Genomic DNA, 14,561 nt, shown 5'->3' on the forward strand with positions numbered 1-14,561 from the left:
AGCCGCTGCGTTAGATCCGTGTCTTTAGTGTATAGAGCATTTCGAGAGCACGACGTGGCGTCATGTCGTCCAGGTCGAGCTTGGCCAAGTCATCCAGCACCGGGTGCGGCAGGCTGGCAAACAGATCGCTTTGCTGCGGCGCGGCTGGTTTGCCTTTGGCCGGTGCAGGTGTTTCATGGGGCAGGGCGGTGTCTTCCAGGCGGCTCAGATGCTCGCGAGCACGGGTGATGACCTCGCTCGGTACGCCTGCCAGTTGCGCAACGGCCAGGCCATAACTCTGGCTGGCCGGCCCGGGCAGCACGTGGTGCAGGAACACGATGCGCTCGTTGTGCTCGGTGGCATTGAGGTGCACGTTGGCCACCAGCGGCTGGGCTTCCGGCAGGACGGTCAGTTCAAAGTAGTGGGTGGCGAACAGCGTGTAGGCGCGCAGATGCGCCAGGCGTTCGGCAGCGGCCCATGCCAGGGACAGACCGTCGAAGGTGCTGGTGCCGCGTCCGACTTCGTCCATCAGCACCAGGCTGCGTTCGGTGGCGTTGTGCAGGATGTTCGCGGTTTCGCTCATTTCCACCATGAAGGTCGAACGCCCGCCGGCCAGGTCATCGCTGGAGCCGATCCGAGTGAAGATGCGGTCGACCAGCGACAATTCGCAACTGGCCGCCGGCACGAAGCTGCCGATGTGCGCCAAGAGCACGATCAAGGCGGTCTGACGCATGTAGGTGGATTTACCGCCCATGTTCGGACCGGTGATCACCAGCATGCGGGTGTTGTCGTCCAGACTCAGGTCGTTGGCCACGAACGGCGTGGTCAGCACCTGCTCGACCACCGGGTGACGGCCCTGGCTGATGCGCATGCACGGCTCGCTGACGAAACGCGGGCAGTTCAGGTCGAGGTTCAGCGCGCGTTCGGCCAGGTTGCTCAAGACATCCAGCTCGGCCAGGGCGCCGGCGGTGTCCTGCAACGGTGGCAGCTGGCTGATCAGGTCTTCGAGCAGCGCTTCGTACAGCATCTTCTCGCGGGCCAGGGCGCGGCTCTTGGCTGACAGTGCCTTGTCTTCGAACGCCTTGAGTTCCGGCGTAATGAAACGCTCGGCACCTTTGAGCGTCTGGCGGCGAATGTAGTCGGCCGGTGCCGATTCCGCCTGCTTGCTTGGCAGTTCGATGAAGTAGCCGTGGATGCGGTTGTAACCGACCTTCAGGTGCGACAGGCCGGTGCGGGCCTTTTCCCGTGCCTCGAGGTCGATCAGGAATTGCCCGGCGTTTTCGCTCAGCGACTGCAGTTCGTCGAGTTCGCTGTCGTAGCCGGTTTTCAGCACGCCACCGTCACGAATGACCGCGGGCGGGTTGTCGATGATGGCTTTTTCCAGCAGTGCCGCCAGTTCCGGGTAGGTGCTGGTGATGGTGGCGAGTTGCTGGAGATGCGGGGCTTCGAGCTCCGTCATTGCCACTTGCAGTTGCGGCAGTGCGCCGAGGGCGTCACGCAAGCGGGCGAGGTCGCGGGGGCGGGCATTGCGCAGGCCGATCCGCGCAAGAATTCGCTCGATGTCACCGATCTCCTTGAGCTGCGGTTGCAGTCTTTCGAAGCGGTAACCGTCGAGCAGGCAAGTGATTGAGCTCTGACGCGCCAACAGCACCGTCAAGTCGCGCAACGGGCGATTCAGCCAGCGGGTCAGCAGGCGGCTGCCCATGGCGGTCTGGCAGCGGTCCACCACCGATTGCAGGGTGTTGTCGCGGCCCCCGGCCAGGTTGGTGTCGAGCTCCAGGTTGCGACGGCTGGCGCCATCGAGCACCACGGTGTCGTCCAGGCGCTCATGACGCAGGCTGCGCAAATGAGGCAGGGCGGTGCGCTGGGTTTCTTTGGCGTAGGCCAGCAGGCAACCGGCGGCGCCGATCGCCAGGGTCAGGTTTTCGCAGCCAAAGCCTTTGAGATCCTGGGTCGAGAATTGCTGGCACAGGCTTTTGAGCGCCGAATCGCGCTCGAAATCCCACGGCGCGCGGCGACGTACACCACGGCGTTTTTCTGCCGGCAAGTCCTTGGGCCAGTCATCCGGGATCAGCAGTTCCACCGGGTTGACCCGCTCCAGTTCCGCCAGCAGGTTTTCCCAACCCTTGATTTCCAGCACGCTGAAGTTGCCGCTGGTGATGTCCAACACCGCCAGGCCGAACAGGCGCTCATCACCCAGGACGGCGGCGATCAGGTTGTCCCGACGCTCGTCGAGCAGTGCCTCGTCACTCACCGTCCCCGGCGTGATGATGCGCACCACCTGCCGCTCCACCGGCCCTTTGCTGGTGGCCGGGTCGCCAACCTGCTCGCAGATCACCACCGATTCGCCAAGCTTCACCAGTTTTGCCAGGTAACCCTCGGCGGCATGGTAAGGAATCCCGCACATCGGAATCGCCTGGCCAGCCGACTGCCCGCGGGCGGTCAGGGTGATGTCCAGCAACTTGGCGGCCTTCTTCGCGTCTTCATAGAAGATCTCGTAGAAGTCGCCCATGCGGTAGAACATCAGCTGGTCCGGGTGCTGGTTTTTCAGGCGCCAGTACTGCTGCATCATCGGGGTGTGGGAGGACAGGTCGGAGACGGCTTTATTCATCGGATTGTCAGGAAGCTCGTTGAAAGAGGTGGGGCAAAAGCAGGGCTACGGCCGGGCTTTTCCGCGATGGGCGCAAGGTTACCATGGGCGGTCTGCCCGACGCAGGCACCACGGCCGGGTGGCATCTTTTACGATGCAAAAATCGTGTTATGCATCGATTATGCAAATCGGCATTGTCTTCTTCGAAAAGAGCAAGCACTATGCTTGTTATGCAAAAACGCAACGTATCTACTGTCTTAAGGGCATTGCTCGATCAGCACGGGATCTCCCCCACGGAGCTTCACCGTCGCACCGGCGTGCCTCAATCCACGCTCTCGCGCATTCTCAGCGGGAAGATCGTCGATCCTTCGGATAAACATATTTCGAAGATCGCCGAGTATTTCTCCCTGAGCACCGACCAGTTGCGTGGCCGCGCGGGCGTCGCGCCTGTCGCTAATGCCAAGCGCGCTCCCGTGCATTCGGAACTCAAGGATATAAGTCTGTGGGACGACGATACCCCTGTCGATGATGACGAGGTGTCGGTCCCCTTTCTTCGCGAGGTTGAATTGACTGCGGGATCAGGAAGATTCGTCATCGAAGAAAGCGAGCGCTCTAGCCTGCGCTTCGGCAAGCGAAGCCTGCGCCATAACGGTGTGCAGTTCGACCAGGCCAAATGCGTGACAGTACGGGGCAACAGCATGTTGCCGGTACTGCGCGACGGCGCCACGGTCGGGGTCAATGCCGGCAAGTGCGGCAAGTGCGGCATTGGCGATATCGTTGACGGCGACCTTTATGCAATCAATCACAACGGTCAATTGCGGGTGAAGCAGCTGTATCGCCTGCCGACCGGGATTCGCTTGCGCAGCTTCAATCGTGACGAACATCCGGACGAAGATTACACCTTTCAGGAAATCCAGGAGGAGCCGATTGTTATTCTCGGCCATGTCTTCTGGTGGGGCATGTACGCCCGCTGACACTCCCTGCGTTCAGATAAAACTCGCTTCCCGAGCGGGTTTTTTTTCGCGTGCTGAAAACATTGGATCATCTTTTAAATGCGTTGGTGCATTGACTGTGTATGCATCAGTGCATAATCTGCTTGCCTATCTAGGCAAGAGAGCGGTGTGACCGTTCACTCAAGGAGGCATGAAATGACCGCTGAGCAATATGCGTTGCTGGACATGCCTCTGTGGCTGCTCATCAGTCTGCCAATACTCGGTGGTGTGGCCGGTGAAATGTGGCGTGCCGATAAAGAGGGTGTTCGTGGCTGGCCCCTTGTCCGACGCCTGAGCCTGCGGTCTGGCTCCAGCATGATCTGCGGCGCTTCGGTCATCATGTTGCTGCACGCCGCCAGCGTTTCAATTTGGGCTGCTTGTGCGGGTGGTTGTTTAGCGGCGATGGCCGGGACAGAAGTGGTTCTAGGGTTGTATGAGCGTTGGGTGGCCAAGCGTATGGGGGTCGGTCATGCCCCGTCCGGTGACGTCGAAGATTGATTCCCCGACAGGCCTTTTCCAGAGCCTCTGGTTCTTTACATTTTGATCGGTCCCGTAGCTTGCAAGTGCGGTCTGCTCGTGTACGGTTAACCTCATCCCGCCCGATCAGGAGATGACCGTGAACGAAATCACCCAGCTCGCCGCCGAACTTGGCAGACGCCTGCAGGTTCTCAATGCCCACGTCACCACGGCGGAGTCCTGCACCGGCGGCGGCATCGCCGAGGCAATCACCCGCATCCCCGGGAGTTCGGCCTGGTTCGAGGCCGGATATGTCACTTACTCCAACCGGCAGAAAACCCTGCAACTGGATGTCCCGGTGGAGTTGTTCACCACCGTGGGCGCGGTCAGCCGCGAGGTGGTCGAGGCCATGGTCCGGGGGGCGCAGAAGAAAAATAGCGCGTATTTCTCCGTGGCGGTCAGTGGCATCGCCGGTCCGGATGGTGGAACGGCGAACAAGCCGGTTGGCACGGTTTGGCTGGCCTGGGGCGTTGGAGACCAGGTGTTCTGTGAGCGGCAGCACTTCCCGGGTAATCGCGACGACGTCCGCCGACAAACGGTGAAGGCCGCGCTAGAGGGGCTGCTGCGGTATGCCGCGGCAGAAATCTCAAATCAGGGGTAGGCGATCCGGAATCGCTGTGGAATAATACTGGCTACTTATACAGGTGTTGGCCGTCAGGCCTTATTGATTACGTGAGGACTTTAATGGACGACAACAAGAAGAAAGCCTTGGCTGCGGCCCTGGGTCAGATCGAACGTCAATTCGGCAAGGGTGCCGTAATGCGTATGGGCGATCAGGACCGTCAGGCGATCCCGGCCATCTCCACTGGCTCTCTGGGTCTGGACATCGCTCTCGGCATCGGCGGTCTGCCAAAAGGCCGTATTGTTGAAATCTACGGTCCTGAATCCTCCGGTAAAACCACGCTGACCTTGTCCGTGATCGCCCAGGCTCAAAAAGCCGGCGCGACCTGCGCATTCGTCGACGCCGAACACGCCCTCGACCCTGAGTACGCCGGCAAGCTGGGCGTCAACGTCGACGACCTGCTGGTTTCCCAGCCGGACACCGGCGAGCAGGCCCTGGAAATCACCGACATGCTGGTGCGTTCCAACGCGGTTGACGTGATCATCGTCGACTCCGTGGCCGCCTTGGTGCCAAAGGCTGAAATCGAAGGCGAAATGGGTGACATGCACGTGGGCCTGCAAGCCCGTCTGATGTCCCAGGCGCTGCGTAAAATCACCGGTAACATCAAGAACGCCAACTGCCTGGTGATCTTCATCAACCAGATCCGTATGAAAATCGGCGTGATGTTCGGTAGCCCGGAAACCACCACTGGTGGTAACGCACTGAAGTTCTACGCATCGGTTCGTCTGGACATCCGTCGTACGGGCGCGGTGAAAGAAGGTGATGAGGTCGTCGGTAGCGAAACCCGCGTCAAGGTTGTGAAGAACAAAGTAGCTTCGCCGTTCCGTCAGGCCGAGTTCCAGATTCTTTATGGTAAGGGCATCTACCTCAACGGTGAGATGATCGACCTGGGTGTTCTGCACGGTTTCGTCGAGAAGTCCGGTGCCTGGTATGCCTATGAAGGCACCAAGATCGGTCAGGGCAAGGCCAACTCGGCCAAGTTCCTGGCAGACAACCCGGAAGTCGCGGCAAAGCTGGAGAAGCAACTGCGTGACAAGTTGCTGTCCCCGTCATCGGTAGCAGACGCCAAAGCTTCTGTGGTCAAAGAGACCGAAGACGACCTGGCTGACGCTGATATCTGATCGAAGCAATGACCGCCGTACTCGATACACTCGTCGCGGTGCGGCGAACCGCAATGGACCTGCTCGCACGGCGCGAGCACGGTCGTGTCGAGCTGACGCGTAAACTGCGTCAGCGCGGCGCCCTCCCTGAAATGATCGAAACAGCACTCGACCGGTTGACGGAAGAGGGGTTGTTGTCCGAAACCCGTTACCTCGAAAGTTTCGTTTCCTACCGCGCACGTTCCGGTTATGGCCCTTTACGCATTCGTGAAGAGTTGAGCCAGCGCGGCCTGCAGCGCACCGATATTGAACTCGCCCTTCGTGAGAGCGGTATCGACTGGCAGGAGCAATTGATCGACACCTGGCGGCGCAAGTTCTCCGGGGAATTGCCGGCAGACGCCCGGGAGCGAGCCAAACAAGGCAGGTTCCTGGCGTATCGGGGATACTCCATGGAAATGATCAACTGCCTGTTCAGCGGTCGAGGGATGGACGATTGAACTGAAACGGCCCGCTACTTCGATAGCGGGCCGTTTTTTTATGCCTCACGAAACCTTTGATGGCTCCCGGGTGCGTTGTTGTACCTGGGGTTTTGATTGTGCCCAGTTTTCCGCCAGGTTGATGTAGTCCACAAGCTCGCGCAGGCGGCCATGATTGCGGGCGTTGAAGTTGAAGACCAGCCGCGCCAGATGGCTGAATTCGGCTTCGTTGTGTTCCTCGGCGCTGTAAGTGTGCTGATGGAAATGATCACTCAGGCACAGGTCGGCGAAAGCCTCCTGCATGTGTTCGAGTGCGTGGTCGCTGAGTGTGTGATTCATGCGAATCAGGAACTGATGCTTGAGCCAGCGACTGGAGTGGAAGTTGCTGTAGAACTGGTTGATGTGCTCTACCGCTTCTTCGACGTTGTAGACCAGTTTCACCAGCTTCATGTCAGTGGGCAGGATGTATTGGTTTTCCTCCAGTTGCTGGTGAATGAAGTCCAGTGCGCCTTGCCAGAATTTGCCGCCCGGCGCGTCGAGCAGCACTACTGGCACCAATGGACTCTTGCCGGTCTGGATCAGCGTCAGCACTTCCAGTGCTTCATCCAGCGTACCGAAGCCACCCGGGCACAGCACCAGGGCATCGGCCTCCTTGACGAAGAACAGCTTGCGGGTGAAGAAGAAGTGGAAGGGTAGCAAGTTGGTCGTGCCGTCGACAGTGGGGTTGGCATGCTGCTCGAAGGGCAGGGTGATGTTGAAGCCCAGGCTGTGTGTCAGGCCGGCACCCTCATGGGCAGCGGCCATGATGCCGCCACCGGCACCAGTGATCACCATCATGTTCGAGCGCACCAGCGCAGCACCGAGCTCCCGGGCCATGCTGTAGAGCGGATGTTCCATGGGGGTACGGGCCGAGCCGAAAACAGTGACCTTGCGCCGCCCCTTGAATTGTTCGAGCACGCGGAAAGCCTGTTCCAGTTCGCGCAGGGCTTGCAGGGTGATTTTGGCATTCCAGCGATTGTGATCTTCCTGGGCCATGCGCAGCACGGTCAGGATCATGTCGCGGTAGATCGGGATGTTCGGGCTGTTGGGTGAAATCAGCTTGAGCTGTTCTTCGACCTTGCTGATGAGGTCGTGGCCGCTTTCTTCAAAATGACGGCTCAGGAGGTCATTCGGTTGGTAAGGCATTCAACTTCTCCTTCTGCACAGAACCCTCGGCCCGACAATGTACGTCGGTGCCACGACACTTCATGTGTCGCTGTCTGCCCAGGCCCATGCCTGGGCGACCTACTTGACCCGAAAGGCATCGGATCATCCAAACAGGCTCTGTTTTCCCTTGGATGAAAGAAACGTTCGCACAACACGACAAGCGACGGCCAGCCCCTTTCCAGCCCTGAAAAAGTGAACGTGGGTACCCTGAAATCCAGGCCTTCACAGTGATTTGCGCTGCTTTGATCATTGCGCCACAAAGTCTTTCCTGGCAACCGCTTATTGACGATTTGCAAGGTGCTTTCGCCGCTCGTCTGAACGTACGTCGCATGTGCTGCACTCTGATTTACTAAGTTACAGGTGTCACACGACAACTTTGCGTCAACGGCAAGGCGCACGGTACAAGCGATTCAAGGATTTATCACTCAAACATGAGTGAAGTGCAGGGAGGCGGGAAACCATGGCCAGAGTCGTTCTGGAGATCGATACGCAACTGTATCGATTGCTGAAGTCATCAGCCGAGACCCATCATTTGAGTCTCGAAGAGGAGTGCTGCCGGCGTTTGCGAGGTGGCGAACGCCGTTCACATTACTTGCAGGCGCTGCTGGCAGAACTGCGAGCCGAAGATGAACAACGGCGCGCCAATTCCAGGTGATTACTTTTTCTTCTTGGCCGGTTGCAGGCAATCCGATTCCTGGAAGCTTGCAGAGCCGACCGGGCGGTTGGTCTTCACCTCGGTGAAGTCGTAACGCATGATCGCGCCCTTGGCCATCAGCTTGCGAAACCCTTCGTTCCTGCAGACAGAAGCTCCCAATTGGAAGTACACGGCTTTCGGGTCTGCACGCATCTTGTCGGCGTGGCTGCTCTGCACGCTCAGGTGGTTGATCAGCTGTTTGCCGTCAACGGTGTAGCCTTGATCGAGAATGTCTTCGTTGATCGCTCGAGGAGTGCCGACGCTGCTCTGGGTGGCGACGTTTTGCAGCATTTTGTTCAGTTCCGTGTCTTTCAAGGACGCAGCCTGGGCGTTGAAGGACGACGCCAGCAAAATGGCCGCGGTAGGAACGATAAGGCGCAGCATGAAACTCTCCTGGTTCAGTGATGGGGGTTGGACCCGTCACGTGGCTGTGCGTTCAGTGGCGGCGAATTATAGGGGAGGCTGGCTGGACGGTACAGGCTTGCGCCGGGCGCTCTGGTAAACTGTTGGCACTTTTTACCCTGTCGAGTGTTTTTCGTGTCGATTTCCCTTCTCTGTGGGCGTTGCCCGCCATGAGTCATACCCCCGCGCGCTTTGCCTTGAATGCCGTAGCCCGCTTGCGCGATCAGCGTGAGGAGGAGGGCATCAAGCCGATTCAGGCCCGCGGCTGGCGCGCGACGCGCTGCCGTGACTGCCGGGTGATCGAGAGTCACTGCCTGTGCGCTTGGCGTCCGCAGGTCGCTACCCGCTCCGGCGTGTGTCTGATCATGACCAACAAGGAAGTGTTCAAGCCGAGCAATACCGGTTGGCTGATCGCCGACGTGGTGCCTGACAACCATGCTTTCATCTGGTCCCGTACCGAGACCGATCCGAAGTTGCTGGCGCTGTTGTCCGACCCGCAATGGCAGCCTTACCTGGTGTTTCCGGGTGAGTACGTCGAGCCTGAGCGTGTGACAAACAGCGTGGACGTCAATGGCACGAAGCGCCCGTTGTTCATTCTGTTGGATGCGACCTGGACCGAAGCACGGAAGATCTTTCGCAAGAGCCCCTATTTCGATCGATTGCCGATCCTCAGCCTGCTGCCGGAGAAACTCTCCCGCTACCGGTTACGCCGCTCGACTCGCAGCGAGCATCTGTGCACGGCGGAAGTGGCGGCGCTGTGCCTCGACCTTGCAGGCGATGTCGCCGCGGCATCGGCGCTGGATGCCTACTTTGATGTGTTCAGCCAGCATTACCTCGACGCCAAACACCAGTTGGACATGAACGTTTCGACCCCGGCGCACGCGGAGTTGATGCCCTATGTCCGGTCGGTCACCCCATTGATGGACTGATTGTTGCGCATACTGCAATAAAGTGTACCGGCCATGCTGCTTGACCACCCCGGCTTCGCTGGGCATGCTTGGCGCCGATTAGGGTGCGGCCGGAGTTTTCGACGCCGTTTTTGCGTTGAACGTGCCTTGTCAGTGCAGCTCCGTGGCTGTGCCTTAAGGTGCTTTGGCGAGGTCCGAATGCATCAGGCGTCCCATGAAAAACAGGATCATTTAATAAATGGCCACATACGAAATCCTGATTGCCGATGACCACCCACTGTTTCGTAGTGCCTTGCATCAAGCGCTGACCCTGGGCCTTGGCCCGGATGTCCGTCTGGTGGAAGTGGCGAGCATCGCCGAGCTGGAAGCGCGTCTGACGGAAAAGTCCGACTGGGATCTGGTGCTGCTGGACCTGAACATGCCGGGGGCGTACGGTTTTTCCGGGCTGGTCCTGCTGCGCGGTCAGTACCCGCAGATTCCGGTGGTCATGGTCTCGGCCCAGGAAGAGCCGACCATTATGGTCAAGTCTCGTGAGTTCGGCGCCAGTGGCTTCATTCCCAAATCCAGCGACTTGAGTGTGATCCAGAAAGCCGTGCGTGCGGTTCTCGATGGCGACGTGTTCTGGCCGCCGCAGGCGTTCGAAGCGGTCAGTGTCTCGGATGAGGCCAAGGCGGCCAGCGAAGGCCTTGCCAGCCTGACTCCGCAACAATTCCGTGTGCTGACCATGGTCTGCGAAGGCCTGCTGAACAAGCAGATCGCCTACGAGCTGAGCGTCTCCGAGGCGACTATCAAGGCGCACGTGACCGCGATTTTCCGTAAACTGAATGTACGGACCCGGACCCAGGCTGCGCTGCTCCTGCAACAACTTGAGTCAATTTCCAGCCATTGAAGGCTGGAAAATTCACGCTTTTTTGACTTTGGTTGAACTAGCTTTCCCACTTCTTTTTTGCCAGTTGCCCACTCTATGTCACCTTTCAAAGGCCAGACCGGCCTGAAACGTATTCTCAATGCTTCCGGCTATTCGCTGGACGGTCTGCGCGCAGCCTTCACCGGTGAAGCCGCCTTTCGGCAATTGGTGTTGCTCAACGTCATCCTGATTCCTTTGTCATTCTTCCTGAATGTCAGCCGGGTCGAACAGGCGTTGTTGATCGCGGTATGCCTGTTGGCGTTGATCGTCGAGTTGCTCAACTCGGCGGTGGAAGCGGCCATCGACCGCATTTCCCTTGAGCGGCACCCGCTGTCCAAGAATGCCAAGGACATGGGCAGTGCCGCCCAGGCCGTGGCATTGAGCATGATTGCCCTGGTGTGGGCGGTGATTCTGCTCTAAGCGATCGTCGGCAGCACGATCTCGTCGCTGCGCTGAACCCCTGCGGTGAAGGCGCGGCACAGATCGAGGAACTCGCGCATCGCCGAGGTCTGATATTTCTGTTTATGCCAGATGAAATAAAACTGTCGCGCCAGATCCAGATCCGGCGTCTCGACAGGCACCAGGCTGCCGCGGCGGAATGCGTCGCGCAAAGCCAGCCTGGAAATGCAGCCAATCCCCAAACCTGATTCCACTGCGCGTTTGATCGCTTCGGTGTGCTCAAGCTCGAGCCGGATGTTTAACGAAGTGCGGTGATGGCGCATGGCTTGGTCGAAGGTCAATCGCGTGCCCGAGCCCTGTTCGCGCAAGATCCAGGCTTCGTGGCTCAACTCGTCCATGGTGGCCGTGCCGCGTTTGGCCAACGGATGCTGAGGCGCGCAAAACACCACCAGCTCATCCTCAACCCAGCTTTGCACTTCGATGTCCGGGTGGCTGCAGTCGCCTTCGATTAGACCCAGATCAATTTCATAGTGGGCCACTTGTTGCACGATATTGGCAGTGTTCTGCACATGCAGCTTCACCTGGCTTTCCGGGTGGCGCTGCATGAAGCTGCCGATCAATAACGTGGCCAGGTAATTGCCGATGGTCAGGGTCGCGCCCACGGCCAGCGAGCCGAAACCGGACTTGCCATTGAGCAGGTCTTCGATTTCCTTGGCCTGGTCCAGCAGCGCCACCGCTTGCGGTAACAGCTGTTTGCCTAGGGCGTTCAGGCTCAACCGTTTGCCGGCACGGTCGAACAACTGGCAGCTGCACTGGCGCTCCAGTTCGGTGATCGAGGTGCTCGCCGCCGATTGCGAAAGGTTGAGCAGGCCCGCGGCACGGGACACACTTTCCTGCTGGGCGACGGCGACGAATACTTGAAGTTGACGGAGAGTAAATCGCATATCTATATAACCGATAACCCTTATCTTAATAATCCATTTAACAGATATTGTGTCTGCCTTTAGAATGCGATGCAATTGCGCAGAGCTCACCGTCACCGAGCAGGCGCTCGCGATATCTCCAGGAGTCCCACGTACATGAGCAACATGAACCACGAGCGTGTCCTCAGTGTTCACCACTGGAACGACACTCTGTTCAGCTTCAAGTGCACCCGTGATCCGGGCCTGCGCTTCGAGAACGGTCAGTTCGTGATGATCGGCCTGCAACAGCCCAACGGCCGCCCGCTTATGCGCGCTTACTCGATTGCCAGCCCGAACTGGGAAGAGCATCTCGAGTTCTTCAGCATCAAGGTGCCTGATGGTCCGCTGACTTCGCAGTTGCAGCATCTGAAGGAAGGCGACGAGATCATCATCAGCAAGAAACCTACCGGCACGCTGGTACTGGATGACTTGAAGCCTGGCAAACATTTGTACCTGCTCAGCACCGGTACCGGTCTGGCGCCGTTCATGAGCGTCATCCAGGACCCGGAAACCTACGAGCGTTTCGAAAAAGTGATCCTGTGCCACGGCGTGCGTTACGTCAACGAAGTCGCTTACCGCGAGTTCATCACCGAGCATCTGCCGCAGAACGAGTTCTTCGGCGACGCGCTGCGTGACAAGTTGATCTACTACCCGACCGTGACCCGCGAGCCGTTCGAGAACGAAGGTCGCCTGACCGACCTGATGCGCAGCGGCAAGCTGTTCAGCGACATCGGTCTGCCACCGATCAACCCGCAGGACGACCGCGCCATGCTGTGCGGCAGCCCGAGCATGCTCGACGAGACCAGCGAAGTGCTGAACAGCTTCGGCCTGAAGGTTTCGCCGCGGATGCGCGAGCCGGGTGATTACCTGATCGAGCGTGCGTTCGTCGAGAAGTGACCTCAGGTCACTTGTAGGAGCTAGCTTGCTAGTGATGGTCGTCAACGATAACGCGTGTTCACCGGGTAAATGCGGTGTGTTCGAGTTCATCGCTGGCAAGCCAGCTCCTACAGTTGCCGCGTAGCACAAAGAAAGCCCGCGTGACCTGGAAAGGTGACGCGGGCTTTTTCGTTTCCGGGATTATTTGACCGGAATGACTTCCAGCACGCGGATCAGCGCCGGTGTCGGATAGTGCCAACGCACATCGACATCCCAGAACTGCGCGCCGTACTCCCGCTCCGGTGCCGGCGTTTGATAGGCCGGGCGCGGATCTTGCGCCAGGCATTGCTCGATCAACTCGACCAAGGGCTCTGCAAGGCGCTGGGCATGCTCGTGAGCCTGTTGCAGCGCTGTATCCGTCCACTCCACGGGGATCAGCTGCGGCGTAGCGCTGGCGATGCTGTTGACGGCGCTGTCGATGATGTCGGCGTAGGGCACGTAGGGTTTGATATCGAGAATCGGCGTGCCATCCAGCAGATCGATGCCCGAGATCCACAACCGGCCGGCTTCGACCTTGTCCAGTTTCACCACCGACTGCCCGATGCCGTTGGGGCGGTGGGTGGCGCGGGTGGCGAACACGCCCATGGACTTGTTGCCGCCGAGACGAGGAGGGCGAACCTTCAGGCGGGGCTTTTCCTCCAGGGCCTGGTGGAACAGGAATAGCAGCCACACGTGGCTGACCTGTTCCAGGCCCTGCACCGCGTCTCCTTGATCGAACGGCGCCACCAGTTCCAGCACCCCACGGGCAGCCGGGGCCAATTGGGGTTGGCGCGGAATGGCGAACTTCTCCTTGAAGCAGGAGCGCACGAAGCCGATGGGGGAAACGCTGTAGGTCATGGTTTGGGGTCGAGGCGATAGTGGAGGCGGGCATGATAACCCGATCAACCATTGCTTAGGCGGTGCCTGTCAGTCCGTCATCGCGGGCAAGCCACGCTCCCACAGGTTTTGTGATGGGCACAAATTCTGTGTGCGCTCGAGAACCCTGTGGGAGCGAGCTTGCTCGCGATAGCCGCACCGCCGATCTACAGACTGAACCCGCCATCCAAAGGAATAATGTTTCCGGTCATATAGGCCCCAGCGGTACTTGCCAGACTGATCGCCAGCGCCGCCATCTCTTCCTCGCGCCCCCAACGCTTCATTGGAATCAGCGCCGTATCCTGCGCCAGTGCCTGTTCATCACTGCCAATGTGCTGGGTCATCTTGCTCGGAAAGCGCCCCGGGGCGATCACATTGACGTTGATGTGCTGGCTCACCAGTTCGCGCGCCAGAATCCTCGACAGTTGATGCAACGCAGCCTTGCTCGGCCCGTAGGCATACGCCTGTTCGCCGAAGGATGAAATCCCGGCCACCGATCCGATGTTGATGATCCGCGCCGGATTCGCCTCGGAACCGGCCTTGCGCAGCAAGGGCAGGAACTGCTGGATGCAGTTGAACACCGAGGTCACGTTGAGCTGCATGACCTTCTCCCAGCCCTTGATCGGGTAGCTCTCCAGCGGTGCGCCCCAGGTGGTGCCGGCATTGTTCACCAGAATGTCCAGATGGGTGATCTGCTCGCCCAGGCGCGTGGCCAGTTGCAGGACGCCCTCTTCGGTGGCGAGGTTGGCCGCGATGGCGCGGCAGAGGCCAAGTGCACCGAGTTCGTCAGCGGTTTGCTGGCAGGCTTCGACGTCGCGGGCGCAGACGTACACGGTGGCGCCTGCCTCGACGTAGGCCTTGGCGATCATCTTGCCGATACCACGGGTGCCGCCGGTCACCAGGGCGGTGCGGCCTTGCAGGGAGAAGTAGGGATGCATGGCGAATCCTGAGAACTGAGGTCTTAACACCCTAGTCGTCAGCCGCCAGAAGCGGAGCCACTATTTTTGTGCGGAATGA

At 59.3% G+C, this 14,561-nt stretch carries 16 protein-coding genes; 10 read left to right on the top strand and 6 right to left on the bottom strand.

Annotated elements, in window-relative coordinates; all coding sequences use genetic code 11:
• Window positions 1-10: 10 nt before the first annotated feature.
• Complete coding sequence (gene mutS, locus AC3IX1_RS06010) at window positions 11-2,590, bottom strand: DNA mismatch repair protein MutS (protein ID WP_489387490.1); 2,580 nt, start codon at window positions 2,588-2,590, stop codon at window positions 11-13.
• Window positions 2,591-2,799: 209 nt separating this feature from the next.
• On the opposite strand from mutS, the gene AC3IX1_RS06015 reads away from it, so the two are divergent.
• The 5 genes from AC3IX1_RS06015 (at window position 2,800) to recX (ending at window position 6,296) form a co-directional block, all read left to right on the top strand.
• Window positions 2,800-3,543, top strand: a complete 744-nt coding sequence (locus AC3IX1_RS06015; RefSeq protein WP_489388693.1) for a LexA family transcriptional regulator — start codon at window positions 2,800-2,802, stop codon at window positions 3,541-3,543.
• A gap of 174 nt (window positions 3,544-3,717) precedes the next feature.
• The gene (locus tag AC3IX1_RS06020) at window positions 3,718-4,059 is read left to right on the top strand and encodes a phage holin family protein (RefSeq protein WP_489387491.1); all 342 of its coding nucleotides are present in this window, start codon (window positions 3,718-3,720) and stop codon (window positions 4,057-4,059) included.
• A gap of 118 nt (window positions 4,060-4,177) precedes the next feature.
• Window positions 4,178-4,678 (top strand): CinA family protein, encoded by a 501-nt coding sequence (locus AC3IX1_RS06025; protein ID WP_056722269.1) that lies wholly within the window; start codon window positions 4,178-4,180, stop codon window positions 4,676-4,678.
• Window positions 4,679-4,761: 83 nt separating this feature from the next.
• Window positions 4,762-5,820, top strand: coding sequence for a recombinase RecA (recA, locus tag AC3IX1_RS06030; RefSeq protein WP_489387492.1), 1,059 nt, complete (start codon window positions 4,762-4,764; stop codon window positions 5,818-5,820).
• Between the two features lie 8 nt (window positions 5,821-5,828).
• On the top strand, window positions 5,829-6,296 hold the full coding sequence (gene recX, locus AC3IX1_RS06035; protein WP_489387493.1) for a recombination regulator RecX: 468 nt from the start codon (window positions 5,829-5,831) through the stop codon (window positions 6,294-6,296).
• Window positions 6,297-6,341: 45 nt separating this feature from the next.
• On the opposite strand, the gene AC3IX1_RS06040 is transcribed toward recX, so the two are convergent.
• Window positions 6,342-7,460, bottom strand: coding sequence for an LOG family protein (locus AC3IX1_RS06040; RefSeq protein ID WP_489387494.1), 1,119 nt, complete (start codon window positions 7,458-7,460; stop codon window positions 6,342-6,344).
• 481 nt (window positions 7,461-7,941) lie between these two features.
• Here AC3IX1_RS06040 and AC3IX1_RS06045 point away from each other — a divergent pair, with 481 nt between their 5' ends.
• The gene (locus AC3IX1_RS06045; RefSeq protein ID WP_057716151.1) at window positions 7,942-8,136 is read left to right on the top strand and encodes a hypothetical protein; all 195 of its coding nucleotides are present in this window, start codon (window positions 7,942-7,944) and stop codon (window positions 8,134-8,136) included.
• Here AC3IX1_RS06045 and AC3IX1_RS06050 read toward each other — a convergent pair whose 3' ends face one another.
• Window positions 8,137-8,559, bottom strand: coding sequence for a PA3611 family quorum-sensing-regulated virulence factor (locus AC3IX1_RS06050; protein WP_057716150.1), 423 nt, complete (start codon window positions 8,557-8,559; stop codon window positions 8,137-8,139).
• A gap of 188 nt (window positions 8,560-8,747) precedes the next feature.
• On the opposite strand from AC3IX1_RS06050, the gene AC3IX1_RS06055 reads away from it, so the two are divergent.
• The 3 genes from AC3IX1_RS06055 (at window position 8,748) to AC3IX1_RS06065 (ending at window position 10,812) form a co-directional block, all read left to right on the top strand.
• Complete coding sequence (locus AC3IX1_RS06055; protein WP_489387495.1) at window positions 8,748-9,506, top strand: tRNA-uridine aminocarboxypropyltransferase; 759 nt, start codon at window positions 8,748-8,750, stop codon at window positions 9,504-9,506.
• A 217-nt stretch (window positions 9,507-9,723) separates the two neighbouring features.
• The gene (gene erdR / locus AC3IX1_RS06060; RefSeq protein ID WP_090453499.1) at window positions 9,724-10,374 is read left to right on the top strand and encodes a response regulator transcription factor ErdR; all 651 of its coding nucleotides are present in this window, start codon (window positions 9,724-9,726) and stop codon (window positions 10,372-10,374) included.
• A gap of 75 nt (window positions 10,375-10,449) precedes the next feature.
• Entirely contained in the window at window positions 10,450-10,812 is a 363-nt protein-coding gene (locus AC3IX1_RS06065) for a diacylglycerol kinase (RefSeq protein ID WP_057716147.1), read from the top strand.
• On the opposite strand, the gene AC3IX1_RS06070 is transcribed toward AC3IX1_RS06065, so the two are convergent.
• A complete protein-coding gene (locus AC3IX1_RS06070) occupies window positions 10,809-11,735 on the bottom strand; it encodes a LysR family transcriptional regulator (protein ID WP_046041182.1) in 927 nt (308 codons plus the stop codon). The genes AC3IX1_RS06065 and AC3IX1_RS06070 overlap by 4 nt on opposite strands.
• Before the next feature lie 135 nt (window positions 11,736-11,870).
• On the opposite strand from AC3IX1_RS06070, the gene fpr reads away from it, so the two are divergent.
• Window positions 11,871-12,650 carry a ferredoxin-NADP reductase gene (fpr, locus tag AC3IX1_RS06075; protein ID WP_008054100.1) on the top strand — a complete coding sequence of 260 codons (780 nt, stop codon included), beginning with the start codon at window positions 11,871-11,873 and terminating at the stop codon, window positions 12,648-12,650.
• Between the two features lie 180 nt (window positions 12,651-12,830).
• On the opposite strand, the gene tsaA is transcribed toward fpr, so the two are convergent.
• A complete protein-coding gene (gene tsaA, locus AC3IX1_RS06080; RefSeq protein ID WP_489387496.1) occupies window positions 12,831-13,526 on the bottom strand; it encodes a tRNA (N6-threonylcarbamoyladenosine(37)-N6)-methyltransferase TrmO in 696 nt (231 codons plus the stop codon).
• Between the two features lie 185 nt (window positions 13,527-13,711).
• Complete coding sequence (locus AC3IX1_RS06085; protein ID WP_489387497.1) at window positions 13,712-14,482, bottom strand: SDR family oxidoreductase; 771 nt, start codon at window positions 14,480-14,482, stop codon at window positions 13,712-13,714.
• Window positions 14,483-14,561 lie beyond the last annotated feature (79 nt).

The organism is Pseudomonas sp. KH_046_2, from assembly GCF_057838985.1.

Excerpts from the sequence above, each read along its gene's own strand:
- AC3IX1_RS06065 (WP_057716147.1), top strand. The coding sequence starts at position 10,450 with ATGTCACCTTTCAAAGGCCAGACCGGCCTGAAACGTATTCTCAATGCT.
- recX (WP_489387493.1), top strand. The coding sequence starts at position 5,829 with ATGACCGCCGTACTCGATACACTCGTCGCGGTGCGGCGAACCGCAATG.
- AC3IX1_RS06045 (WP_057716151.1), top strand. The coding sequence starts at position 7,942 with ATGGCCAGAGTCGTTCTGGAGATCGATACGCAACTGTATCGATTGCTG.
- recA (WP_489387492.1), top strand. The coding sequence starts at position 4,762 with ATGGACGACAACAAGAAGAAAGCCTTGGCTGCGGCCCTGGGTCAGATC.
- AC3IX1_RS06015 (WP_489388693.1), top strand. The coding sequence starts at position 2,800 with ATGCAAAAACGCAACGTATCTACTGTCTTAAGGGCATTGCTCGATCAG.
- AC3IX1_RS06050 (WP_057716150.1), bottom strand. The coding sequence starts at position 8,559 with ATGCTGCGCCTTATCGTTCCTACCGCGGCCATTTTGCTGGCGTCGTCC.
- AC3IX1_RS06070 (WP_046041182.1), bottom strand. The coding sequence starts at position 11,735 with ATGCGATTTACTCTCCGTCAACTTCAAGTATTCGTCGCCGTCGCCCAG.
- erdR (WP_090453499.1), top strand. The coding sequence starts at position 9,724 with ATGGCCACATACGAAATCCTGATTGCCGATGACCACCCACTGTTTCGT.
- tsaA (WP_489387496.1), bottom strand. The coding sequence starts at position 13,526 with ATGACCTACAGCGTTTCCCCCATCGGCTTCGTGCGCTCCTGCTTCAAG.
- mutS (WP_489387490.1), bottom strand. The coding sequence starts at position 2,590 with ATGAATAAAGCCGTCTCCGACCTGTCCTCCCACACCCCGATGATGCAG.
- AC3IX1_RS06085 (WP_489387497.1), bottom strand. The coding sequence starts at position 14,482 with ATGCATCCCTACTTCTCCCTGCAAGGCCGCACCGCCCTGGTGACCGGC.
- AC3IX1_RS06040 (WP_489387494.1), bottom strand. The coding sequence starts at position 7,460 with ATGCCTTACCAACCGAATGACCTCCTGAGCCGTCATTTTGAAGAAAGC.
- AC3IX1_RS06055 (WP_489387495.1), top strand. The coding sequence starts at position 8,748 with ATGAGTCATACCCCCGCGCGCTTTGCCTTGAATGCCGTAGCCCGCTTG.
- AC3IX1_RS06020 (WP_489387491.1), top strand. The coding sequence starts at position 3,718 with ATGACCGCTGAGCAATATGCGTTGCTGGACATGCCTCTGTGGCTGCTC.
- fpr (WP_008054100.1), top strand. The coding sequence starts at position 11,871 with ATGAGCAACATGAACCACGAGCGTGTCCTCAGTGTTCACCACTGGAAC.